This window comes from Parabacteroides merdae ATCC 43184 (genome assembly GCF_025151215.1).
Lineage (GTDB): Bacteria > Bacteroidota > Bacteroidia > Bacteroidales > Tannerellaceae > Parabacteroides > Parabacteroides merdae.
Window position 1 is genome coordinate 816,336 of the sequence record NZ_CP102286.1, and the last position, 23,363, is coordinate 839,698.

Sequence of the window (23,363 nt, forward strand, 5' to 3'; positions counted from 1 at the left end):
TTTGATATATTCTTGGCTTTCGAGGGATAATATCTCGGAAATATTTCTATCTTAGAGGCATAATCATTAAATCGAAAGATCATGGGAGCAAAGAAGAATTTTGTGCTTGACACGAATGTCATATTGCACGACTACAAGTGTATTGAGAACTTTCAGGAGAATGATATTTATCTTCCGATTGTCGTGTTGGAAGAGTTGGATAAGTTTAAAAAGGGGAGCGACCAGATCAACTACAATGCCCGTGAGTTTGTACGCGAGTTAGATACGTTGACCAGCAATGACCTCTTTTTGAAAGGAGCTTCACTGGGACCTGGCAAAGGCACTTTGCATGTGGTGACCGGGGACAAGTATCAGGAGAAAATTTACCAGTCGTTTCCGGAAAAAACCGCAGATCATCGTATTCTGTCGTGTACGCTGTCGGTTGCTGAGTCTGAAAAAGACCGGAAGGTGAAAACCATTCTGGTGACAAAGGATGTGAACCTGCGTATGAAGGCGCGTTCGTTGGGTATCGAAGTGGAAGATTATATAACCGACAAGGTCATTAATGTCGATATTTTCAAACGTGCACAAGACATTTACGAGAATATAGATCCGGATTTGATTGATAAGATGTATGCATCTCCTGATGGCATCGATGCTGATCTGTTCGATATAAAGTCGAAGCTGGAGCCGAACGAATGTTTTATTTTAAAGAGTGTGCGTAATTCTGTCCTGGCCCGTTATAATCCGTTCACCAATAAATTCAAAAAAGTGGAAAAAGCCAGCAATTATGGTATTCAGCCCCGCAATGCGGAGCAGAGTTTTGCTTTTGAGGTGCTGAATGATCCGGATGTAAAACTTATCGGGTTGACAGGAAAGGCCGGAACCGGTAAAACCTTGCTGGCTTTGGCTTCTGCATTAAAACAGGCGAATGTTTATAAACAGATTCTGCTGGCACGTCCTATTGTTGCTTTGGCAAATAAGGATTTAGGATTCTTGCCTGGCGATGAGAAGCAGAAGGTGGCTCCTTATATGCAGCCCTTGTTTGATAATCTGAATGTTATTAAGGGACAGTTTGCACCCGGTGGATCAGATGCTCGTAAAATAGATGATTTGCAAAAGAACGGGCAACTTGTGATTGAAGCATTGGCTTTCATCCGCGGTCGAAGTCTTTCGGAAACGTTCTGTATTATCGATGAGGCGCAGAACCTGACTCCGCATGAGATTAAAACGATTATCACCCGTGCAGGAGAGGGAACGAAAATGGTATTTACCGGGGATATCCAGCAGATAGACTCTCCTTATCTGGATGCACAGAGTAATGGTCTCGCTTATATGGTTGATAAAATGAAAGGGCAAGAATTGTTTGCTCACATCAATCTGATCAAAGGAGAACGTAGTCAATTGTCCGAATTAGCTTCTGACTTACTCTGATAAAAGAAATATTGAAAAGGAGGTGTGCCATATTATGAATTTTGTCACACCTCCTTTATTATAGTAGTGTTTTTGGAATGGTTAAAGGATTATAACAGACGATGAAACAATTAATTGCATGTTGCGGGTTGGATTGTGAAGGTTGTGATGCTCGCATAGCCACAGTCGGAAATGACAATGAATTAAGAGAAAAGACTGCCCGGAAGTGGAGTGAGATGAACAACGCACCCGAGATTACGGCTGCAACCATAAATTGTATGGGATGTCGGGCAGACGGTGCTAAATTTGCCTATTGTAGCGATTATTGCGAAATCCGTAAATGCGTAAATAAAAAAGGATTGAATACTTGTGGCGACTGTAAAGAGTTGAATAGTTGCCCGATAGTTGGTGCCGTTTTCCTGCATGCCCCTGATGCAAAAGAAAATCTTCTCTTTCGTTAGATACGGATAATGCGACCGTTAAAAAGGATGAAGTGTTCACCGCCAACCTGTTCCTGTTTATGGTGGGTGAGGCAGCACTGAGAGGAAAACGATTTGGATTTATATTTTACTGTTTTCGTGTTTTTTCGTATTATTGCATATGAATACTTATACAGCTAAAATATAACTATATGGATATCTTTCTTATTATTTTGGGGGTACTTTGTTTGCTGGCCGGGTTGGCAGGTTGTTTTTTGCCTGTATTACCCGGTCCGCCTGTTTCTTATGTGGGTTTGTTGCTTTTGCACTTTACGGACAAAATCCATTTCAGTACTACACATTTGATTTTATGGGCTTTTTTGGTCATTATTGTCCAGGTGATGGATTATGTGACGCCCATGTTGGGCACAAAATACAGTGGAGGCGGTAAATGGGGGAATCGGGGATGTATGATCGGGACGATCGCCGGTCTTTTCGTCTTTCCACCCTGGGGTGTGTTGATCGGTCCGTTTGCAGGAGCCGTAATTGGCGAGTTGTTTGGAGGGAAGAAGTCTGCCGAGGCTTTTAAAGCCGGGTTAGGGGCTTTTGTCGGTTTTCTGTTCAGTGTGGTGGTGAAAGTGTCGGTTTGCGGCTATTTTATTTACAGCTTTGTTGCGGCGCTATTTTAATAAACCTTATTTCTGCTTTTTTTGTTACCTTTGTAAATTAATAGGGCTGTGGCAAAAATTATCAAATATGAAAAAGATTATTAATCCCTGGGAAGGATTGGATGGATATATGTGTTTTGGCTGTGCCCCGAGCAATCCGATGGGACTTCATATGGAGTTTTATGAGGATGGCGACGATATTGTAGCTTATTGGGAGCCGGAAGCTCATTATCAGGGGTGGTTGAATACGTTGCATGGTGGAATCCTGACAACATTGATGGACGAATTGGCAGGTTGGGTAGTGCTTAGGAAGTTACAGACTTCAGGAATGACCTCACGCTTGGATGCCCGCTTTCTGAAAAGTCTTTCTACTTGTGAGCCCAGGCTGACAATCAGGGGGCGTATCAAAGACCGTAAACGAAATGCAATCTTTATTGAAACGGAGATCTATAATTCACAAGATGAGTTATGTACGCGTGCCGACTTGGTCTATTTTATAGTTACACAAGAACAGGCGACAGAAAAATTTCATTTTGCAGGATGCAAAGCAGAAGGTGAATAAACAATAAAACATAAATAACATAATGAAGTATATTGGAGCACATGTGTCGGCATCGGGTGGAGTTGAGAATGCTCCAGTGAATGCGAATGCGATTGGGGCGAAGGCATTTGCTTTGTTTACCCGTAATCAGCGTCAATGGAAATCTTCTCCGCTGACAAAAAAGAGTATTTCTCTTTTCAGAGAGCGTTGTGAGGAATTTGGTTATGCGGCAGAATATATTCTGCCGCATGACAGTTATCTGATCAATCTGGGACATCCGGAAGCAGAAGGTTTGCAGAAGTCACGGGATGCTTTCTTGGATGAAATGCAACGTTGTGAGCAACTGGGATTGAATCGTTTGAATTTCCATCCTGGAAGTCATTTGAACCAGATGGAGGTGGAGGACTGTCTGACGCGCATAGCTAATTCGGTTAACTGGGCATTGGATCAGACTTCGGGTGTATGTGCCGTATTAGAAAATACAGCCGGACAGGGAACCAATCTGGGATATACTTTTGAGCAACTTGCTTACATTATCGATAAAGTGGAAGATAAATCCCGTGTCGGAGTTTGTATAGATACTGCTCATACATTGGCTGCAGGTTATGATATCAAGACTGTCGAAGGTTTTACGGAGACATTCCGACATTTTGACGAGGTAATAGGTTTTTCTTATTTGCGTGGCATGCATATAAACGATTCCAAAAAAGATCTGGCTACCCGTGTGGATCGCCATGATAGTATTGGGAAAGGAGTGATGGGATTGACTACATTTAAGATGCTGATGGATGATCCCCGGTTTGATAACATTCCTTTAATTCTGGAAACACCGGATGAGTCTATTTGGTCGGAAGAAATAGAATATCTGTATTCTATATAATAAAAACGAAAGGAGGGGGCTTTTCAGACTATTCTTTTGTTTAACTAAAATTTATAATGCTTTTTGGTATGCAAGAGCTTGGAATGAAAAATTCTTTCTTTTGTGATTTGATAATAAATTTAAATATATTGTACTATGTTTATTTTAATGCCTGTCATCTTTGTTTTAGGGATTCTTGCAATCGCGCTGGAAGATAAGATAAAGATAAATAAAGCTGCGATAGCTTTGTTTATGGCAATATCACTATGGATGATATTGATGTTTGACGCCTATGATATTTTTGTCGAACGCTCCAGTCCTTTGTTTCAGGAGTTTCTGACCCAAAACCCGGAAATGGCAAATGCTCCTCTGAAAGATCAGTTTATTACATTTATTACAAACCGTTCGATTGTTTATCATTTAGGGAATGTATCCGAAACGCTTTTCTTTGTCATGTGCTCCATGCTGATTGTCGATATCGTGGATAAGCATGGTGGTTTCCGGGCTGTTACCGGATATATCCGTACTGCCAATAAAAGGAAATTATTGTGGTATATAAGTTTTGCCGCTTTTTTCTTTTCTGCTTTGTTGGATAACTTGGCTGCTGCTATCGTGATTATGGCCGTGTTACGGAAACTGGTTCCGGACCGGACAGATCGTTTGAAATATGCTTGTATGGTGATTATTGCTGCGAATGCAGGTGGTTCATGGTCTCCGATTGGTGACGTGACGACCATTTTGCTTTGGGTGGGCAAGAACGTCACGGCTATGCACCAGATTTCGCATGTATTCTTTCCGGCATTGATAAACTTGCTTGTGCCTCTGACGATTGCTAATTTTTGGTTGTTTAAGAAAGATGCGACTTTACGTGTGATGAGCGAGGAAGAAATGGCAGACGAATATGCACCGGAAATACCGAATCATTCGCGTCGGGTGATCTTTGTGATTGGTGTACTTTCGTTGGCTTTGGTTCCGGTCTTTCAGATGGTGACAGACCTTCCACCTTTCTTAGGTGTTTTGTTGGGCTTGGTGGTCCTGTGGTTTTATACGGATATCATGTATAGCAAACTGCATATGCACGAATCTAATAAGTTACGTATTTCTCAGTTACTTCCGAACATCGACCTAGCGACGATCTTTTTCTTTTTGGGTATCCTGATGGCGGTAGGGGCTTTGGAAACCTCCGGCCAGTTAGGGTTGATGTCTGCTTTTCTGGATAAGCATGTACATGAACCTTATCTGATCAGCTTTGTGATCGGTGTTTTGTCTTCCTGTGTGGACAACGTAGCTTTGGTTGCGGCAACAATGGGTATGTATCCGATTGTACCGGATGCGGCCAATCTGACTCCTTATGCTCAGTTCTTTGTATCGGACGGAGGTTTCTGGACATTCCTTGCCTACTGTGCCGTGACTGGCGGTAGTATCTTGATTATCGGTTCTGCAACAGGTGTAACGGTAATGGGATTGGAAAAGATTGATTTTATGTATTATACCAAACGATTTTCAATTTTGGCGTTGATCGGCTATTGCTGCGGTGCCGGCGTATATATGTTATTATTTGCATAAACTTTATTTATATGGGAAAAACATGGATTTTGATGGTAACCTGTGCTATTATGCTTTCCGGAATGGAAGCCTTTGCATGTACAGGTCTACTGGTGGGAAAGAAAGCCTCGGTTGACGGCTCTGTTATGATCAGTTATGCGGCAGATTCGCATACGTTATATGGTGAACTGTATCGCTGGCCGGCTGCGACTTGGCCGAAAGGGGCGATGCTGGATATCATCGAGTGGGACACCCATAAACCGTTAGGACAGATTCCGCAGGTTGAACAGACCTATTCTGTAGTTGGTAATATGAATGAACATCAAGTTGCGATTACGGAAAGCACTTTCGGGGGGCGTCCCGAACTAGTTGACACGACCGGTATCATGGATTACGGCAGTCTGATTTATGTCACTTTGCAACGTTCCAAGACGGCGCGGGAGGCTATTCGGATTATGACTGACCTGGTGAAGGATTATGGCTACTATAGCAGTGGGGAAACGTTCTCTATTGCTGATAAGAACGAAGCTTGGGTGATGGAAATGATCGGTAAAGGTCCGGGTAATAAAGGAGCAGTCTGGGTTGCTATTCGCATTCCGGACGATTGTATTTCGGCTCATGCCAATCAATCTCGTATTCAGCAGATCCCGTTTGATGATAAGGAGAACTGCATTTATTCACCGGATGTTGTCTCTTTTGCTCGTGAAAAGGGATATTTCAGTGGCAGGGATAAGGATTTTAGTTTCCAGAAAGCCTATTGCCCGTATGATTTCAGTGCTCTGCGTGGTTGTGAAGCCCGTGTGTGGTCTTTCTTTCGCAAATATGATAAATCGATGGATCAATATATGGATCTGATTAAGGGTGATGCAATGAAGAAGCCTATGCCTTTGTATGTAAAGCCTGATCGTTTGTTATCCGTTCGGGATGTGCAGAACGGTATGCGCGACCATTTCGAAGGAACTGATTTAGATATGACGAAGGATGCCGGTGCAGGTCCTTACAAAGTTCCGTATCGTTGGCGTCCGATGACTTTCGAAGTGGACGGTCAGGAATATACGAACGAGCGTGCGATTGCTACGCAGCAGACCGGTTTTGTGATTGTTCCTCAGATGCGTAATTGGCTACCGGATGCCGTCGGTGGTATTCTTTGGTTCGGTGTGGATGATGCAGACATGGCTGTCTTTACGCCGATCTATTGTTCGGTGACAGCTTCTCCCGAATGTTATCGTGTCGGAAACGGTGATATGATGAATTTTTCTTGGACATCCGCTTTCTGGATTCATAACTGGGTGGCTAATATGGCGTATGGCAAATATAGTTATATGATTCAGGATATCCGTCTTGTTCAGCAGGAGTTGGAGAACAGCTATCAACAGACAATTCCGGCTGTCGATAAGGCTGCATCGGAACTGTATGCCAAGAATCCGGCGGAAGCGGTCAAGTTCCTGACCTGGTTTAGTTCTACTACTGCCGACCAGGCAACAGCCCGTTGGAAGAAATTAGGAGAATACTTGTTAGTCAAATATATGGATGGTAACGTGAAGAAGGAAGAAAACGGACATTTTAAGCAGAATGGTTACGGATTATCCGAATATCCGGATTTCCCTGGCTATGATGAAGACTATTATCGTAGCATTGTAAAAAGTGCAGGTGATAAATTAAAAGTAAAGTAATATACTTTTGTTAAGGAAAAATACTATATTTGGCGATAGATATTGTTGTACTAAATAAGAAAAGTATGAAAAAATTAATTGTTATGTTGATGTTGACGCTGTTTAGTATAGGTGCATATGCACAGACGCAGCAAGGTCAATCCTCGTTTGGCTTCAACTTGGGTTATAATTTTAATGATGTCGGCAATGCTACTATCGGCATCGATTATCGTTATTGTGTAACGGATGCGTTTCGTTTGACCCCGTCTATTACTCATTTAGTAAAGAATGATGGGTTAAGTGCATGGGCAATTGATATGAATGCTCATTATGTATTTAAATTGAGTGAGATGTTCGGTTTTTATCCGTTGGCAGGCTTAAGCCTTTCGTTTTGGAAAGCAGGTCCTTGGGATGCAACTCGTTTTGGAGCCAATATCGGCTTAGGAGGTGAAGTGTATGCGACAGATCGGATTTCTGTCGGCTTGGAAGCCAAGTATAATATCATAAAGGATTTGGATGCCGCAGCGTTGGCTGTCCGTGTCGGATATAATTTTTAAGTAATCGGATTTTTGTACAATAAGAAGGGGAGTGGCGGCACATCCCCTTTTTATTTTTATGTCCGTTCTACCACTGTTTGTATTCTTCGAACGTAATGTTTTGGAAGTCGGGTATGACCTGATAAACTTTGTCTTTTAAAGACTCTTCGGAATTGGTCGTGCTAAGTCCGATAACCCGCATACCCGCATTGGTCCCGGCCTGTATTCCGGCAAAAGAGTCTTCAAATACCAGACTGTCGGAAGGTGATACATGCAGGTCGGAGGCGGCAAGCAAATAACACATTGGATCGGGTTTCCCTTTTGTGATCCGGTCGGCACTCACGACCGTATCGAACAGATTGTCGAGTTTCAAAAGGCGGAAAGCCCGTTTTAGCTTGGCATCATCGGAGCTGGTGACCAAACCGACTTTTACATCTTTACTTTTCAGAAGATGGATAAACTCCATCGCACCCGGAACCGGTGGAAAAGGCATCTGCTGTTCGAATTCCATTGATTCGCGGATTACCTTTTCCTTAAATTCTTCAGATCGGTCGGAAAAATACTTCTCCAATATATAAGGTAATGTCGTCCCTTTGATGTGGGATGCGAAATTGGGGATTCCCGTCTGATAGCGTTTTCCTGCTTCATTCCAGTAAATATCGTAAATAGGTTCTGTGTCTACAACCACACCGTCGAAATCAAAAAAGGCAGTCTTCATAAACTGTTGTTTCATAAAAATCAATTCGTTTATAATAAGGTCATTTGTCTGCAAATATACTTCTTATTGGGATACAGGAGAACAAATTTGTAAATCTTATTTACTTTATTCTTTTATTGCGTAATAAAAAATGGCCTTACTGCCATATTATTCTTAAATCAATGGCAGCGACTATGTAATTGGCTGCAGTGATTATATAATCGCCGACTCTGATTTTAAAATAATAGCAGGGAGAGTGGGAAATAGACGGCTTGTAAAGAGCTATTTTAGTGTAGTTATTCTAACTTTTTTGAGATTTAATGCAATGATAGTGCAAAAACTTATATCTTTGTGCACGTACACATGTTTGTTAACTAAAGGAAATTAATTGTCTAACTAATTATAGTATCAGAAAGCAAATGAAAGCGTATTTGAAATTAGCAGCTTTGTCTCTGACTTTGCTGTGTGGTGCCTGCCAACCTAACGACGGATGGCAGCAATTGTTTAATGGTAAGGATTTTACTGGCTTCAAGCAGTTGAATGGTAAGGCTCCCTATCGTGTAGAGAATGGATGTATGGTCGGCCAGACTGTGGATAAAGAACCGAACAGTTTTATGGCAACAGAACAAACGTATGGTGATTTTATTCTGGAGTTTGAAGTGAAATGTCATCCAGACTTGAATTCCGGGGTGCAGTTTCGAAGCGAAAGTAAGCCGGATTACAATAATGGACGTGTGCATGGCTATCAGTGCGAAATTGACCCGTCCGACCGTGCTTGGAGTGGTGGGCTTTATGATGAGGCGCGACGCGGTTGGCTGGCTCCTTTAACGAATAACGAAGCTGGACGAGCCGCCTATAAGAAAGATGATTGGAACAAGTATCGAATTGAAGCTATCGGCAACAGTATCCGCATCTGGCTGAATGGTGTGAACACTTCGAATGTAGTAGATGATATGACACCGGAAGGTTTTATCGCTTTCCAGGTACATGGCATTTTCGGGAAAACGGAGAATGTCGGCAAGGAAATTTGGTGGCGTAATATCCGTATTAAGACGGAAAATCTGGAGGCAGAGCGTATGCAAGGCCCGTTAGCTCCGGAAGTGAACTGTATTCCGAATACGCTGACAGAAGCAGAAAAAGCGGCTGGTTGGAAACTGTTGTTTGACGGTAAGACTTCTAACGGATGGCGGGGTGCCGGACAGGAAACATTCCCTGAAAACGGATGGAAGATTGAAAATGGTGAATTGACTGTTATGAAGAATGGCGGTCCGGAAGGTAAAAGAGGTGGTGATATCCTGACAGTCGATGAGTTTGGCGCCTTCGAGCTGAGCTTTGAGTTCAAGTTGACGGAAGGTGCAAATAGCGGTATGAAATATCTGATTCAGGAAAGCAAGAAGAATAAAGGCTTTGTGATCGGTCCGGAATACCAGGTTCTGGATGACAAGCAACATCCGGATGCCAAACTGTACACGACTTATCCTGGTAGCCGTACGGTTTCCAGCTTGTACGATATTATCCCTGCGAAAAACAAACGCTTCAATGGTGTCGGACAGTGGAATAAGGGAGTTATCAAAGTATTCCCTAACAAACATGTCGAACATTGGATGAACGGCTTTAAGACCGTTGAGTATGATTGGGCTTCGGATGCATTCTTGGAAGTCGTGAAGGGAAGCAAATTCGCGAAGAAGGAATATGCCGAATTTGGACCTTTCGGTACTGCTGAAAAAGGTCATATCCTTTTGCAGGATCACTGGGACGAAGTTTCTTTCCGGAATATCAAGATTAGAGAACTTAAATAGTTAACTAAAAAATAGGAACCATGACAACACGTAGAGATTTCCTTAAACACAGCGCCTTAGGTGCAGCAGGTCTGACTATTGGCGGACTGGGATTCAGTACAGAGAGTTTCGCTAACATAATGGGCGCAAACGAGAAGATTCGTGTGGGTATCGTCGGCTTTTCAGACCGTGCCCGCCATTCTTTGATTCCTGCTTTTATGGCCTGTGCCGATGAGTTAGGCTTTGAAATCGTCGCTATTTCCGACATTTGGAAACGGCGTAGAGAAGAAGGTGTTGCTTTCTTCCAGGAGAAATATGGAAAGAAAGTGAAAGCATTCCGTAACAACGAAGAACTGTATGACGCAAAAATGTGTGATGCCGTGATCGTTGCCACATCCGATTTCCAGCATGCTTTGCACTGTATCGAAGCGGTTAAAGCCGGATGCGATGCCTATGTAGAGAAACCTTTTGCTGAAACGATGGAAGATGCTCGTGCTGCCCGCAAAGCTGTGTTGGAAAGTGGAAAGATCGTGCAGATTGGTTCCCAACGCCGCTCGGCCCCAAACTATCATGCTGCCAACGACTTTATCCGTTCTGGTAAGTTTGGCAAGATCACGATGGTGGAAATGTGTTGGAACGTTAACCAGCCCGGACGCTGGCGTCGTCCGGCTTTGGTCGCACAATGTTTTGAGAGGGATACTGATTGGAAGCGTTTCCTGCTGAATCGCCCGTACGAAGAATGGGACCCGCGTAAGTATTTGGAATATCGCCTGTTCTGGCCGTATTCTTCCGGCATTCCCGGCCAGTGGATGTCACATCAGATCGATACGGTACACTGGTTTACTGGTTGCAACCACCCGAATAGTGTCGCAGCCAATGGTGGAATCTATCAATGGAATGACGGGCGCCGCAGTTATGATACGATGACGGCTGTGTTCGATTATGGAAAAGCAGGCGAGAATTTCCAGGTCGTATATTCTTCCCGTATGCATAACTCGGCAGGCGGAACAAAAGAATTGTACTTCTCCAATGGCGGTACGTTGAACCTGGATACAAATAAAGTGACATCGGAAGGTGGTTTGACCAAACGTTTCGCGGATGAAATGGGAATGCAACCGAACCTGTTGGAAGAATTCAAATTGCCTTCTATCAAGGTGGAAACGGGTTCCAATACAGGAGCCGATCCAATGACAAACCTGCATATGCGTAATTGGATGGAATGCGTGAAAAGCCGCAAGCAACCGAATGCTCCGGTAGATGCCGGCTATAATCATTCTATTGCCAACATCATGTGTACGGCTTCTCTTCGGACAGGAGAAAAAGCTACATTCGATGAAGCAAGACAGGAAGTGCTTGCCGGTGGCAAAGTCTTTAAATATTGATTATTCGTTTCGTAAGAAGCTGCATAGTACGATTCTTTGACGTACGTCGGCAATAACATTCTTTGTGGAGGTAAGTAGACTGAATGTGTACTTATCTCCATAATTTTTTTGTACAGTTTCCAAGTCTTTCACGGTACAGAAAAAGAAGCCGCTTACCGGCTGTTCCTGCCCGAAATTATGGAACTTGTTGCCCAAATAGAAATTCAGCCCGTAAAGATTAGCATATGTCTTCAGATCATTCATTACATACATATTCATGTCATCCAACGGATATTCTTTCTGAACCTGCTTGGCAAACGGACGGGCGGAGCTTCCCTGGCGTATGCCGCGCATGACAACCCCGTCGATCAATAAGTTAATGGCAAAGGCCAATGCAATCGTGGCATACAGGATCTTGATGTTGATCTTCTTGAACATCTGATAATAGACAGTCGCCAGAATAGCCAAAAGGACTATCAGGATGCAAATTGTCAGTCCGCAGGGATATGCGAACATATTCGATACCAACTCGACCATTTCCAGTGTCGATTGGTGGCTTGTGTACTGACTCGCAATCTTGACAGGATCGATTGCTCCGGCCATTGTCAGAGCGACAGCAATCATGACGACGGCAGTAATGGAGGCCATGAAAGCGGCAAATACTCGGGTTACCTTCGTCCGGTATTCCGTAATGTATAATGTATATTGAGCCAAGAAAATAGCAATAAACGGATATGCCGGCATCAAGTATACGCTTCGTTTGCTGGAAGGTATCGAATAGAAGAAAATTATACAAACCAATGCAACTAAGCTGAACAGTTTCTCTTTTTCCATCGATCGAATATTATTCCAAGTGCTAGCCAGTATCTCTTTCACCGACTTTTCTGGTTTGTGCAGTTTTAATCCGAATAAAGAGAAAAAGAAGAAGATCGTCCAGGGAACAAATCCCGCAGCCAGTGTCATGAAATTATACCAGACTCCGTTTTCATGCCCTAAATTGTAATGGATATCAGGCGTGCTGAGGTGGAAGAAACGACCGAAATTCTCTGCTAACATTACATTCAGGAACGTATCGCCTCCCTGTTTCCAGGCAGCGACATACCACAATAGAGGCAGGAATATCGAAGAAATACCAGCATAAAGAAGTGCTTTGAATATCACTAAATAAGAGTATTTACGAAGCATCAGCAAATAGACACCGAAAACAAATAGCGGCAGAATAATACCTACAGGTCCTTTTGTCAGTACGGCACATCCCAATAAGGCCGGAATAGCGATCGGCACCCCTTTTAACTCCAGTTTGTCTTCCCACCTGTATAGCTGATAAAGCCCGATCACTATAAAGGTTGTCAGCAGCATGTCCACACGCGTGGTCATAGCAGCCCGGTGTATCTCGATACAGGTGATGAGCAATAGCGTGGCGATGAATGCCTGCTGGAACCGCAACCGCTTGCCAAAGAAAACCAGTGTGAAACCGATCAGTATAATAAAAGCCAACGCAGACGGCAGGCGGGAGGTGAACTCTGAAACATATCCCTGCGGCAGGGAAGCGGCTGCCATCAGCCAATGCGCCAACGGTGGTTTGTAGGCAAATTCGTTCGCATAGACCTGTGGCAAAACCCAGTTGCCGGTTTCGAGCATGGAAACGGCAACCGCCGCTTCGCGAGGTTCTCCCTTAGTCGAAAAATCTCCCAGCCCGATCCAGGGAAGGACTGAGATTATGCAAATGACAATAACCATCGTTATCGGCTTTTGCAGATAAAGATATTGAAGAGTAGGTGTGCGCATAGTTTAAATTGGTAAGGAGCTTCCGCCCCGTTGCATATATTTTTCTAAGTTACAAAAGAACGACTTTTTACGGACTTTTTGTTCATTTCGGGAAACTTTTTTATGTCCCTAAACATTCTTTGATGGAAGTCCGGATGACAATCGCATCTTCTTTATTCTCTTTCAGAATGGAAAGGACGAGGTTTAAATAACTCTCCTTATTGCTGATACCACAATATTTGCAGAGTTGGGACTGAGGCAACATCCCTTTCTGATTGTAAACGCGAAGGATGTTTTTGTAATCTCCGGTTTCGGCAAACCGAATGAATTTCTCCTTGATTCCCGCATATATTTCGTCTACATGTACGGTGTTGTGGATGCTTTCCACATGTTCGGTCAGTTCATCCACCGTACTCATCTTCCGGTTCAGAGCCGTTTCCAGCTTTTTCTGTACGCGATGGCGGGCATGAAGCAAAACCTGGCTTTCGAGATCTTTTAGGAAAAGCTTGATGACGTTTTCTTTGACCTGGCTGAAGACCTGTTCCGGATCTTTCATCAGACGGGCGGCAACGGTCTTGATAACAGGCTCCAGCATCAGCAGGTTTTCCACTTCGGCAACGTTAGGAACATAGATATGCTGTTCGCGCAGGTAAGCTATTTCTCCTTCCGTGCGACGGTCACGGTCAACGATCCCTTTGGAATCCAGCGTATGGAAATCTTTCAACTGGGCGAATGCCTTTGTTGTTTCGATTACTTTCTGGCAACCTCCCATCGGTTTTACCTTGTAGTCGGGAAAGATAAGCGGGTAGAGGCGGCTGTCTATGCTGTTGGAGTCGGTCCCTTCGATGAATAAGATCGGTTTGCGGCTGCCTAAGATCTCCATATAGACCTCTTCCGGGAAGCTGTCATTGTTTTCGATCAGTTCGTAGTCCCATATCCGGGCGTCTCCATTGTAAGAACGTATCCAGAGGCGCTTGCTGTTGTCGCGGGAGGCGGCGAAGTCGATGTCGTGCGTCAGATACACGTATGTGCAGTCCGGGCGCATGGCTTCTATCTCGTCCCACAAAGGATTTTTGATGGAGTCGTGGAGCAGGACTTCCGGCTCTTCAATGATTAACAACGCATTGTCGGGAGCACAGAGCACGGCGCCTATCAGATAGAACACCAGCTTTTCACCGTCGCTCATCCGGCCGGCCGTATAAGAGTCTCCGTCGATGCTGGTGGAGGCCAGTTCAATAAAACCCGATTTGCGTACCAGGCGGTTATGCGGGAACATCTTCTCCCAAATCGTCTGGATACGGTCTATCTTGGTAACCGGCGGTAATAGATCGGGTGTCAGCTTGCTTTCTTCCTTATACTGGACGGCAGCTTCAAATTCTTCTGTTTGCAGGTGCAGGATCAACTTTTCATATTCTGACATACGTGGTATGAAAAGTCGCTCCGCAATCATGGACTGAAGCCGTGTCAGCTCGTTGCCGTTGACAGGAGTCTTGTTCTCTTCGCTGCTAAGGAAGAGGGAATGCATTCCGGATATCCATACGCTTTGCCCGGCGTAGCGTTGGTGTAAGTTTCTGCCGAAGGAGCTTTTACCGGCTCCGTTAGCCCCGATTACGACCAGCACTTTCGTGTCAAGGGTAACGGGGGCTGAAGTATTTTGATTGGTAGGAAGAATTAAATCCATAACAGGTTTCTAATTAGTTTCCCCAAAGGTAAATAAAAATTTCATTGGTAGGAAACAAAAATTCCATAAGCATGGAACAAGAGTTTCGTGCTTATGGAACTTTATTTTCTTTTGTATGTACGGACGGTTTAGTAAGCCCGTGCGAACAATACGCGCTGTGCGGAAGGTCTGCCGGTCACCATGCATTTGCCCGGAGTCTTGTCGCCTTCCAGTGGAATACAGCGGATCGTGGCTTTCGTTTCGTTCTTCACCTGCTCTTCCGTTTCGGGCGTTCCGTCCCAGTGAGCCATGATGAAGTAGCCCTCTTCGATCTTTTCCTTGAACTCTTCGTAGGTGTCGACTGTAATAGTCTTTTCCGTGCGGTGGTCGAGTGCTTTTTGGAAGATGTTCTTCTGGATTTCTTCCAACAGGTTCTGAACATATGTTTCGATGTTGTCGCAAGTTACGGTTTCTTTCTCCAGTGTATCACGACGCATCACTTCGATCGTATTGTTTTCCAAGTCGCGTCCGCCCATAGCCAGACGTACGGGAACGCCTTTCAGTTCGTATTCGGCAAACTTCCATCCCGGCTTCTTGTTGTCGGCATTGTCGAATTTGACCGAGATGCCTAACGCTTTCAGCTTGGCAACGATGCCGTTTACCTTTTCGCTGATCTGCGCCAACTGCTCTTCGCTGCGGTAGATCGGGATGATTACCACCTGGATAGGAGCGAGGTGAGGCGGCAATACCAGACCGTTATCGTCGGAGTGGGACATGATCAGGGCGCCGATCAGACGGGTTGAAACCCCCCATGAAGTCGCCCAGGCGTAGTCGCTCTTTCCGTTCTTGTCGATAAAGGTAACGTCGAACGCCTTGCCGAAATTCTGTCCCAAGAAGTGGGAAGTTCCAGCTTGCAGCGCTTTTCCGTCCTGCATCATCGCTTCGATCGTGTAGGTGTCCAATGCACCTGCGAAACGTTCGCTTGCAGATTTGACACCTTTGATGACCGGCATCGCCATATAGTTTTCGGCAAAGTCGGCATAGACTCCCTGCATCTTCTTTGCTTCGATTTCGGCTTCTTCGCGTGTCGCGTGAGCAGTATGTCCTTCCTGCCACAGGAATTCTGCGGTACGGAGGAAGAGGCGGGTACGCATTTCCCAACGCATCACGTTTGCCCATTGGTTGCAAAGAATAGGCAGGTCGCGGTAAGACTGGATCCAATTACGATAGGTGTTCCAGATAATTGTCTCGGATGTCGGACGGATAATCAGTTCTTCTTCCAGCTTGGCGGCCGGGTCGACCACGACACCTGTACCGTCATGATTTGTTTTTAGACGATAATGTGTTACAACGGCACATTCTTTGGCGAAGCCTTCTACATGTTCGGCTTCCTTGCTCAGGAATGATTTCGGGATCAGCAAGGGGAAGTAAGCGTTTACGTGGCCTGTTTCCTTGAACATATCGTCGAGGATACGTTGCATCTTTTCCCAAATTGCATATCCGTAAGGCTTGATCACCATACAGCCGCGTACTGCAGAATTCTCTGCCAGATCCGCTTTGATTACCAGATCCTGGTACCACTGCGAGTAGTTCACACTTCTCGGAGTCAGTTCTTTCAGCTCTTTTGCCATTTCCTTATAATTCTATATGTTTTTCTATTAATTCCAAAATATAACGCGCAAAGGTACAAAATTGGATTGACAATTGATAATTGACAATTGACAATTCATGCAATTCAATACGTCGTTTTGATAAAAAGCAATAAAAAAGGCCACTCCGTGAGAAGTAGCCTTTTATTTATGGATAAGGATTATTCTTATTTGTATGCTTCGCCCTTAACGGCAGCGATGCCCGGAAGAACTTTGCCTTCGATGGCTTCCAGCAGAGCGCCACCACCTGTAGAAACGTAAGAAACGCCACTTGCCAGGCCGAACTTGTTGACACAAGCTACAGAGTCGCCGCCACCAACTAATGAGAATGCACCGTTCTTGGTTGCTTCAACGATAGCTTCGCCAACTGCGCGGGAACCGTCTGTAAAGTTTTCGAATTCGAATACGCCGGTAGGACCGTTCCACAGGATCGTCTTGGAGTTCTTGATAACCTCGGCATAAAGAGCGATTGTCTTCGGACCGATATCAAGGCCTTCCCATCCGTCGGGAATTTCGTTTACGTCAGCATAAGCAGTCTTGGCATCGTTGCTGAAATCGTCAGCGATCTTAGCGTCGATGGCCAATACCAAGTTTACACCTTTTTCTTTTGCTTTCTTCATAAGGTCGAGCGCCAGATCCAACTTATCATCTTCGCAGATTGATTTACCGATCTTGCCACCCATAGCCTTCGTGAAAGTGTAAGTCATACCGCCGGTGATGATCAGGTTGTCTACCTTGTTTAACAGGTTCTCGATGATTTCGATCTTGGAAGAAACTTTGGAACCACCCATGATTGCAGTAAACGGACGAGTGATGTCGTTCAATACCTTTTCAACAGCTTTTACTTCTTTTTCCATCAGGTAGCCGAACATCTTGTGGTCAGTGTCGAAGTAATCGGCGATCAATGCCGTAGAAGCGTGAGCGCGATGAGCTGTACCGAATGCGTCATTTACATAGCAGTCGGCATAAGATGCCAATCTCTTTGTAAATTCTTTCTGGCTTTCCTTAACGGCTTTCTTGGCAGCTTTCTTTTCTTCGTCCGTAGCATCTTCAGCCAAACCTCTCGGCTTGCCTTCTTCTTCTGCATAGAAACGAAGGTTTTCAAGCAACAATGCTTCGCCCGGTTGCAGGGCGGCAGCCTTGGCGCCGGCTTCTTCGCCGATACAATCGTTAGCAAACTGAACATCAACACCCAACAGTTCGGAAACGTGTTTCAGGATGTGTTTCAGTGAATATTTGTCAGTAACGCCTTTCGGACGTCCTAGGTGAGAACCGATAATTACACTGCCGCCGTCTGCCAAAATCTTTTTCAAAGTAGGAAGGGCGGCACGGATACGAGTGTCGTCTGTGATGTTGAAGTTTTCGTCCAGAGGAACGTTGAAGTCAACTCTTACAAATGCCTTTTTGCCGGCAAAATTGAAATTGTCAATTGATTGCATAACTCTTATATTTAAGTTCTGTATTAAAATATCACGCTTAGCGGACGCAAACTTACATAAAAATATTTTATTTCGTTGTTTCATATTCTATAATTATTGGCTTGAATGTAAAACTTCCTTACGCTTCGGTCAAAACATATGGGGAAGTGGGGGAGCAGGGGGTGTAATTTTTTTTTAATACTTTTAATAGACAGTAATAAAGAAGACTTCTATATTTGTCGCCAGCTATTGATAAACAATTTTGTACTAAAATTTTTTATAGTAATGCGAACGAATCATCTTAATCTATTACTTGTACTCGTACTTGTATTATTTCCGATGAGTACACGCGCATATGGCGCTGATGAATGTGTGATGTTGTATACTCCCTACACTAAGATTGCGGTTCCGCCGGGAGAGTCTATCAATTACAGTGTTGACGTCATTAATAATTGTGACGAAGTGAAGAATGCCTCTATTTCCGTCTTAGGAATGCCGCGAGGTTGGAAGTATGAGATGAAAGCCGGAGGTTGGACAGTCGATCAGGTATCCGTTCTGCCGGGTGAAAAGAAGAATTTCTCTTTCAAGGTGGATGTCCCGTTTAAAGTAAATAAAGGAACGTACCATTTTACGCTGACTGCCCCTGGCGTGGCGGAATTGCCGTTGACTGTGACTGTCTCCGAACAGGGAACTTATCAAACTGAATTTGTGACAAAGCAACCCAATATGCAAGGCAATTCGAAATCAACCTTCAATTTTAACACGACGTTGAAAAATCAGACAGCAGACCAGCAGCTATATGCATTGATGGCAGACGTTCCGAGAGGATGGAATGTCACTTTCCGGGTAGCGGGCAAGCAAGCCACTTCTGCACAAGTGGAAGCCAATGCGACGGAAAATATCAGTATCGATATTAATCCGGCGGCTAATGTGCAGGCGGGCACTTATAAGATTCCGGTCCGTGCGACAACTAGTTCGACCTCTGCCGATATCGAGTTGGAGGTGGTTGTCACTGGTTCCTATGATATCGAGCTGACGACTCCGAGGGGATTGTTGAGCGCGGAGATTACGGCAGGAGATATGAAACGCATTGATCTGCTCGTACGCAACAATGGGTCTGCCGAACTGAAAGATGTCCAGTTGACAGCCTCTAAGCCGGTTGACTGGGAAGTTACCTTTGAACCTTCTAAAATAGAGAAACTGACGGCCGGTGGCACGACGAATGTTACTGCGACGATAAAAGCATCCGGAAAGGCCCTTCCGGGCGATTATGTGACGAAGATGACGGCCAAGACGCCTGAAGTCAATACGACTGCGGAGTTCCGCATATCCGTTCATACTCCCATGGTTTACGGTTGGTTGGGGATTTTGATTATTATGCTCGTGTTGGGCGGTGTGTATTATCTGTTCCGTAAATATGGAAGGAGGTAAATCATGTGCCAGTATGTGATCGAACTTACCGGTTTGACGAAAAAGTATGGAGACTTTACTGCCGTGAACGACTTGAACTTGCAGATTCGCAAAGGTGAGATATTCGGGTTGCTGGGGCCGAACGGGGCAGGGAAATCGACGACCATACTGATGATGCTGGGCCTGACCGAACCGACAACTGGTTCCGTAAAGGTATGTGATATCGACTCCACCACTCATCCGATAGAAGTGAAGCGCAAAGTAGGATATCTGCCGGAGGATGTGGGTTTCTACGAGGATATGACAGGAATCGAGAACCTTGTTTATACAGCCGCCCTTAATGGTATCCGGAGGAAAGAAGCGCGTGCGAAAGCAGAGCGGTTGCTTGATCGGATAGGATTGGTGAAGGAAGCGGATAAAAAGGCCGGTAAATATTCCAAAGGGATGCGTCAACGCCTCGGATTGGCTGATGTGCTGATAAAAAGCCCTGAAGTAATTATTCTGGATGAACCGACTTCCGGGATAGATCCGGCCGGTGTGCAGGAATTTATGGATCTGATCCGGCAGTTGAGCCGGGAAGAGGGATTGACCGTCCTGTTTTCTTCCCATCATCTGAACCAGGTCCAGCAAGTTTGCGACCGGGTAGGATTGTTTGGAGGGGGAAAGTTGCTGGCGGAGGTCGAACTGACAGATTTGCATAAGACTGAGCATGGGCTTGACCATATCTATAATCAATATTTCGGGGGAGGACGCGGCCATGAGTAATACGAATCATCCTTTTTGGGTTATTGTCAATAAAGAAATCTCCGATTATGTGAGAAGCTGGCGTTTTATTATCCTGATCGCTATCATTGCACTGACATGTATGGGTTCGTTGTATACGGCTCTGACAAATATCCGTGAAGCGATAAAGCCGAATGATCCTGATGGAGCGTTCCTTTTTCTGAAACTGTTTACGGTTTCGGACGGGACGTTGCCTTCTTTTGCTGTGTTTATCAGTTTTTTAGGGCCATTGTTAGGAATTTCATTAGGGTTCGATGCCATTAATTCGGAACAAAATAAAGGGACGTTGAGCCGTATATTGTCTCAGCCGATTCACCGGGATTATTTGATTAATGCGAAGTTTGTGGCGGCTTTGGCTGTAATTGGCATCATGCTGTTCATGTTGGGATTCTTGGTTATGGGATTCGGACTGATTGCGATCGGAATCCCGCCTACGGCTGAAGAGTTTATGCGTGTCGTCTTCTTTCTGTTCGTAAGCCTCTTTTATGTGGCATTCTGGTTGAACTTGTCGATATTCTTTTCAATCCGTTTTAAACAAGCGGCGACTTCGGCATTGGCTTGTGTGGCTATATGGTTGTTTTTCAGCGTGTTCTATAATATGATTATCAACCTTGTCGGAAAGGCATTGAGTCCTTCGGCTTGGGCTTCTGACTATCAGGTGATCGCTTACCAGCGGTTTATGTTGAATTTGCTGCGTTTTGCACCGAGTGAGTTGTTTAATGAAGCGACGATGACATTGCTGATGCCTTCCGTGAGGAGTTTGGGGCCGCTGACGATGGAGCAGGTGCATGGCGCGATTCCAAGCCCGTTGCCTTTAGGCCAGAGCCTTTTGGTCGTTTGGCCGCAACTGACCGGATTGATTGCTGCGACAGTTGTATGTTTTGCTTTGTCGTATGTCTCTTTTATGAGGAAAGAAGTACGGTCAAGGTAAATAATATGCCAATTCGTAAAATGTGCCGATGAATAGGAAACTCCTGTTGATCGGCACATTTTACGAATTGGCATATTCTCATTATTTATCGTTCTGTTAATTTGAAACGCAGGCGTAGCCGTCCGTCGGTGTAATCGTATGTGAGCATTTTGAAATGTCCGATTTCTGACGTGTTATTGACATGTGCTCCGATACACGCGCAAGTGTCATAGTCTCCGATGCGGACAATGCGCAATGTCTCGCTTGCGTCTTCCGGCAACTTGCTGAGATCGACGATCTTTCCGGCTTCCGCTTTCGGCACAAATTCGATTGTAACCGGCAGATGCCGGTCGATCACCTCATTTATCCGACGTTCTACTTCTTCCATCATTTCGGCGGTCGGTTCTTCCTGCAATTCGTAGTCGCATTTGCTCTTTTTCCGTTCTATATGTGCATTCTTCGAACGGGGACAACCGAACATGCGAACCATTGTCTGGTTCAATATATGTTCAGCCGTATGCATAGGAGGATATTCCTGTTTGTTGTGCTCGTTTAATTGGATTTCCTGTTCCATTGTTCTATTTCCTTCTTTAATATACTATATACATTAACATTCACGTATTCACCGGAAGTCAGCAATTCGCCTTCCCGTTCTGTACCTTCCAGTGTGAATCCCAATCGCTTCGGGACAGCGTTGCTCGGAATGTTGCCGACGGCGCACCGGATTTGGATGCGGTTCATGTTCCGTTCGCGCACGGCCCATTGGCAGAGATAACGGACGGTATTCGTGACGATCCCTTTTCCCCGGTAGGCGGGAAGCAGCCAGTAGCCTATTTCCGTTCGCCGGTTAGGGGCATCGGAGAAGTGGAACCCGGCCAGCCCGCAAATAGCTTCTCCTTGTTCCAAAATGTAGACCGGATCGCGCTGTTCGTAAGGGACAGCCAATACGGATTGCAGGAATCCTTGTTCATCTGCAACACTCTTGAGCCCGTCGATAAAAGGCAGCCAGATGCGCAGATCTTCCCGGTTTTTATCAATCGCTTCGAAAATCAGGGTTGCATCTTCAAAAGTTGCTTCCCGAATCGTATAATCGGAAATGCCTATCGGGTGGGAGTAAGGGCGGATTGTCTTTTCGAAAGCTTTCCTTGCACTGTTGTTCCGGTAATACACTTCGCCACAGTATTTGAATCCCAACGTGTCGATCAGGCGAAGCATATAAGCATTGTCATATTTCGTATCTACGCGGAAATTGTAGACACCTTTCTTTCGGCTTACTTCTTCCGCTTGCAACATAAACTGTTTTGCCATGCCCTGCCGTTTCATCTCGTCGGCAATGGCCAGGCGGTGGACGATGACATAAGGCAGATCGTTCGACCATTTGCCTTCTATATCTTTATAGACAGGTTCACCATCGAATGAAATGACTCCGTATGCAACAACCCGGTCTTCCCGGCAAATGACGTATCCGTTTCCGTCTTGTATGTCTTGACGGATATGTTCGATTGCAGGGTAGTTCTCGTCCCATTGTTGACTTCCAAGGCGTTGCATTTGGGCTTTTGCTTGTCCGATGATTTGCCAGATTCGTTCGATATCTGTCTCTTCTGCTTTTCGGAATATGTCAGATGGTATACTTGAGATTGCCATTTGTCTTTTGATTTTATTGTAATGAATCCTCAAAGATAGTTTTTATTTTATTATTCCAAATAGAGGCAATCAGTCCTTGTCTTTACACGGGCATTTCTATATAAAGTCTTTAGCAAAACAACTATCATACTATCATAATTGAGTTTATGTGATTGTAAAACAGTATGTTATTCTATGATAGTTCTTGTTTTTAACTATCATTCATCTATCATAACCATCATGGGTGAAAAGCAATAAAGCATTATATATCAATATTTTATCAAATGAAGGATATGTTCTGAAGCTGATACAAAATAGATTAAAGAGGCTCGTTTTTTCATGAAGACAAGCTACTTTTTAGGCAAAAACAACTTGAAAAGTTTCTTCAGACCCGGGTGGAAGGGCATGGGAGATCCGGGTGTGGAGGAGGTGGAGACCCGGATCTACGTGAAACCGGAACGGGGATGTGGAGCTGTTTATCTGCCTTGTTTGAGGAGATTTTATGCACTGTTTCTGATTATAATCCAGTGGATTACCTTGTGTATCCTCCCATGGCATGATCGCTTCCTTCTTTATTGGAAAGAGAATGTTAAAAAGATAAGTCGGTAAGGTCGTTTTCATAAACATTTGCTATTCTTAACCTGGTAATTCCAATCAAAACAGTTTAATTTTTGTTATAAAGATAGATTTAAGTC

21 protein-coding genes are annotated in these 23,363 nt (G+C 44.6%); 14 read left to right on the forward strand and 7 right to left on the reverse strand.

Annotation, left to right across the window (positions count from 1 at the left end):
- Positions 1–81 precede the first annotated feature (81 nt).
- The 8 genes from NQ542_RS03240 to NQ542_RS03275 all read left to right on the forward strand — a co-directional run bounded on the left by NQ542_RS03240 (position 82) and on the right by NQ542_RS03275 (position 7,633).
- A complete protein-coding gene (locus tag NQ542_RS03240; protein WP_005639028.1) occupies positions 82–1,413 on the forward strand; it encodes a PhoH family protein in 1,332 nt (443 codons plus the stop codon).
- A 101-nt stretch (positions 1,414–1,514) separates the two neighbouring features.
- On the forward strand, positions 1,515–1,853 hold the full coding sequence (locus tag NQ542_RS03245; protein WP_005639029.1) for a DUF3795 domain-containing protein: 339 nt from the start codon (positions 1,515–1,517) through the stop codon (positions 1,851–1,853).
- Between the two features lie 170 nt (positions 1,854–2,023).
- Positions 2,024–2,500, forward strand: a complete 477-nt coding sequence (locus tag NQ542_RS03250) for a DUF456 domain-containing protein (protein WP_005639030.1) — start codon at positions 2,024–2,026, stop codon at positions 2,498–2,500.
- A 67-nt stretch (positions 2,501–2,567) separates the two neighbouring features.
- Positions 2,568–3,041: a PaaI family thioesterase gene (locus tag NQ542_RS03255; protein ID WP_005639031.1), complete on the forward strand. Its 474-nt coding sequence runs from the start codon at positions 2,568–2,570 to the stop codon at positions 3,039–3,041.
- Between the two features lie 22 nt (positions 3,042–3,063).
- On the forward strand, positions 3,064–3,900 hold the full coding sequence (gene nfo, locus NQ542_RS03260; protein ID WP_005639032.1) for a deoxyribonuclease IV: 837 nt from the start codon (positions 3,064–3,066) through the stop codon (positions 3,898–3,900).
- 135 nt (positions 3,901–4,035) lie between these two features.
- A complete protein-coding gene (gene nhaD / locus NQ542_RS03265; protein WP_005639034.1) occupies positions 4,036–5,445 on the forward strand; it encodes a sodium:proton antiporter NhaD in 1,410 nt (469 codons plus the stop codon).
- 11 nt (positions 5,446–5,456) lie between these two features.
- A complete protein-coding gene (locus NQ542_RS03270) occupies positions 5,457–7,097 on the forward strand; it encodes a dipeptidase (protein WP_005639036.1) in 1,641 nt (546 codons plus the stop codon).
- A gap of 65 nt (positions 7,098–7,162) precedes the next feature.
- The gene (locus tag NQ542_RS03275) at positions 7,163–7,633 is read left to right on the forward strand and encodes an outer membrane beta-barrel protein (protein WP_039850098.1); all 471 of its coding nucleotides are present in this window, start codon (positions 7,163–7,165) and stop codon (positions 7,631–7,633) included.
- Between the two features lie 67 nt (positions 7,634–7,700).
- On the opposite strand, the gene NQ542_RS03280 is transcribed toward NQ542_RS03275, so the two are convergent.
- Positions 7,701–8,345 (reverse strand): HAD family hydrolase, encoded by a 645-nt coding sequence (locus tag NQ542_RS03280; protein WP_039850114.1) that lies wholly within the window; start codon positions 8,343–8,345, stop codon positions 7,701–7,703.
- A gap of 383 nt (positions 8,346–8,728) precedes the next feature.
- Between NQ542_RS03280 and NQ542_RS03285 the strand changes: the two genes are divergently transcribed.
- Both NQ542_RS03285 and NQ542_RS03290 read left to right on the forward strand, forming a co-directional pair.
- On the forward strand, positions 8,729–10,108 hold the full coding sequence (locus tag NQ542_RS03285) for a 3-keto-disaccharide hydrolase (RefSeq protein ID WP_005639043.1): 1,380 nt from the start codon (positions 8,729–8,731) through the stop codon (positions 10,106–10,108).
- A gap of 20 nt (positions 10,109–10,128) precedes the next feature.
- Positions 10,129–11,469, forward strand: a complete 1,341-nt coding sequence (locus NQ542_RS03290) for a Gfo/Idh/MocA family oxidoreductase (protein ID WP_005639045.1) — start codon at positions 10,129–10,131, stop codon at positions 11,467–11,469.
- Here NQ542_RS03290 and NQ542_RS03295 read toward each other — a convergent pair whose 3' ends face one another.
- The 4 genes from NQ542_RS03295 to NQ542_RS03310 form a co-directional block, all read right to left on the reverse strand.
- On the reverse strand, positions 11,470–13,236 hold the full coding sequence (locus tag NQ542_RS03295) for an ArnT family glycosyltransferase (RefSeq protein ID WP_005639047.1): 1,767 nt from the start codon (positions 13,234–13,236) through the stop codon (positions 11,470–11,472).
- Positions 13,237–13,336: 100 nt separating this feature from the next.
- Complete coding sequence (locus NQ542_RS03300) at positions 13,337–14,896, reverse strand: DUF4435 domain-containing protein (RefSeq protein ID WP_005639049.1); 1,560 nt, start codon at positions 14,894–14,896, stop codon at positions 13,337–13,339.
- A gap of 128 nt (positions 14,897–15,024) precedes the next feature.
- Positions 15,025–16,506 carry a proline--tRNA ligase gene (proS, locus tag NQ542_RS03305; protein ID WP_005639051.1) on the reverse strand — a complete coding sequence of 494 codons (1,482 nt, stop codon included), beginning with the start codon at positions 16,504–16,506 and terminating at the stop codon, positions 15,025–15,027.
- A gap of 185 nt (positions 16,507–16,691) precedes the next feature.
- Positions 16,692–17,963 (reverse strand): phosphoglycerate kinase, encoded by a 1,272-nt coding sequence (locus NQ542_RS03310; protein WP_005642635.1) that lies wholly within the window; start codon positions 17,961–17,963, stop codon positions 16,692–16,694.
- 264 nt (positions 17,964–18,227) lie between these two features.
- Here NQ542_RS03310 and NQ542_RS03315 point away from each other — a divergent pair, with 264 nt between their 5' ends.
- The 3 genes from NQ542_RS03315 to NQ542_RS03325 are packed head-to-tail and all read left to right on the forward strand — an operon-like array spanning position 18,228 to position 21,066.
- Positions 18,228–19,373, forward strand: a complete 1,146-nt coding sequence (locus NQ542_RS03315; protein ID WP_039850099.1) for a COG1470 family protein — start codon at positions 18,228–18,230, stop codon at positions 19,371–19,373.
- 3 nt (positions 19,374–19,376) lie between these two features.
- Positions 19,377–20,117: an ABC transporter ATP-binding protein gene (locus NQ542_RS03320; RefSeq protein WP_005639058.1), complete on the forward strand. Its 741-nt coding sequence runs from the start codon at positions 19,377–19,379 to the stop codon at positions 20,115–20,117.
- Complete coding sequence (locus NQ542_RS03325; protein WP_005639060.1) at positions 20,110–21,066, forward strand: ABC transporter permease; 957 nt, start codon at positions 20,110–20,112, stop codon at positions 21,064–21,066. The genes NQ542_RS03320 and NQ542_RS03325 overlap by 8 nt, the downstream gene beginning before the upstream one ends.
- 85 nt (positions 21,067–21,151) lie before the next feature.
- Here NQ542_RS03325 and NQ542_RS03330 read toward each other — a convergent pair whose 3' ends face one another.
- Positions 21,152–21,619 carry an alanyl-tRNA editing protein gene (locus tag NQ542_RS03330; RefSeq protein ID WP_005639062.1) on the reverse strand — a complete coding sequence of 156 codons (468 nt, stop codon included), beginning with the start codon at positions 21,617–21,619 and terminating at the stop codon, positions 21,152–21,154.
- Positions 21,598–22,689, reverse strand: a complete 1,092-nt coding sequence (locus tag NQ542_RS03335; RefSeq protein ID WP_005639064.1) for a GNAT family N-acetyltransferase — start codon at positions 22,687–22,689, stop codon at positions 21,598–21,600. The genes NQ542_RS03330 and NQ542_RS03335 overlap by 22 nt, the downstream gene beginning before the upstream one ends.
- 318 nt (positions 22,690–23,007) lie before the next feature.
- On the opposite strand from NQ542_RS03335, the gene NQ542_RS17815 reads away from it, so the two are divergent.
- A complete protein-coding gene (locus NQ542_RS17815; RefSeq protein ID WP_005639066.1) occupies positions 23,008–23,277 on the forward strand; it encodes a hypothetical protein in 270 nt (89 codons plus the stop codon).
- Positions 23,278–23,363 lie beyond the last annotated feature (86 nt).

Bases quoted from the DNA above. Each gene is read 5' to 3' on its own strand.
- NQ542_RS03250 (WP_005639030.1), top strand. From the start codon at position 2,024: ATGGATATCTTTCTTATTATTTTGGGGGTACTTTGTTTGCTGGCCGGG.
- NQ542_RS17815 (WP_005639066.1), top strand. From the start codon at position 23,008: ATGAAGACAAGCTACTTTTTAGGCAAAAACAACTTGAAAAGTTTCTTC.
- NQ542_RS03320 (WP_005639058.1), top strand. From the start codon at position 19,377: ATGTGCCAGTATGTGATCGAACTTACCGGTTTGACGAAAAAGTATGGA.
- proS (WP_005639051.1), bottom strand. From the start codon at position 16,506: ATGGCAAAAGAGCTGAAAGAACTGACTCCGAGAAGTGTGAACTACTCG.
- NQ542_RS03295 (WP_005639047.1), bottom strand. From the start codon at position 13,236: ATGCGCACACCTACTCTTCAATATCTTTATCTGCAAAAGCCGATAACG.
- NQ542_RS03315 (WP_039850099.1), top strand. From the start codon at position 18,228: ATGCGAACGAATCATCTTAATCTATTACTTGTACTCGTACTTGTATTA.
- nhaD (WP_005639034.1), top strand. From the start codon at position 4,036: ATGTTTATTTTAATGCCTGTCATCTTTGTTTTAGGGATTCTTGCAATC.
- nfo (WP_005639032.1), top strand. From the start codon at position 3,064: ATGAAGTATATTGGAGCACATGTGTCGGCATCGGGTGGAGTTGAGAAT.
- NQ542_RS03275 (WP_039850098.1), top strand. From the start codon at position 7,163: ATGAAAAAATTAATTGTTATGTTGATGTTGACGCTGTTTAGTATAGGT.
- NQ542_RS03255 (WP_005639031.1), top strand. From the start codon at position 2,568: ATGAAAAAGATTATTAATCCCTGGGAAGGATTGGATGGATATATGTGT.
- NQ542_RS03240 (WP_005639028.1), top strand. From the start codon at position 82: ATGGGAGCAAAGAAGAATTTTGTGCTTGACACGAATGTCATATTGCAC.
- NQ542_RS03290 (WP_005639045.1), top strand. From the start codon at position 10,129: ATGACAACACGTAGAGATTTCCTTAAACACAGCGCCTTAGGTGCAGCA.
- NQ542_RS03280 (WP_039850114.1), bottom strand. From the start codon at position 8,345: ATGAAACAACAGTTTATGAAGACTGCCTTTTTTGATTTCGACGGTGTG.
- NQ542_RS03245 (WP_005639029.1), top strand. From the start codon at position 1,515: ATGAAACAATTAATTGCATGTTGCGGGTTGGATTGTGAAGGTTGTGAT.
- NQ542_RS03300 (WP_005639049.1), bottom strand. From the start codon at position 14,896: ATGGATTTAATTCTTCCTACCAATCAAAATACTTCAGCCCCCGTTACC.
- NQ542_RS03330 (WP_005639062.1), bottom strand. From the start codon at position 21,619: ATGGAACAGGAAATCCAATTAAACGAGCACAACAAACAGGAATATCCT.
- NQ542_RS03335 (WP_005639064.1), bottom strand. From the start codon at position 22,689: ATGGCAATCTCAAGTATACCATCTGACATATTCCGAAAAGCAGAAGAG.
- NQ542_RS03285 (WP_005639043.1), top strand. From the start codon at position 8,729: ATGAAAGCGTATTTGAAATTAGCAGCTTTGTCTCTGACTTTGCTGTGT.
- NQ542_RS03270 (WP_005639036.1), top strand. From the start codon at position 5,457: ATGGGAAAAACATGGATTTTGATGGTAACCTGTGCTATTATGCTTTCC.
- NQ542_RS03325 (WP_005639060.1), top strand. From the start codon at position 20,110: ATGAGTAATACGAATCATCCTTTTTGGGTTATTGTCAATAAAGAAATC.
- NQ542_RS03310 (WP_005642635.1), bottom strand. From the start codon at position 17,963: ATGCAATCAATTGACAATTTCAATTTTGCCGGCAAAAAGGCATTTGTA.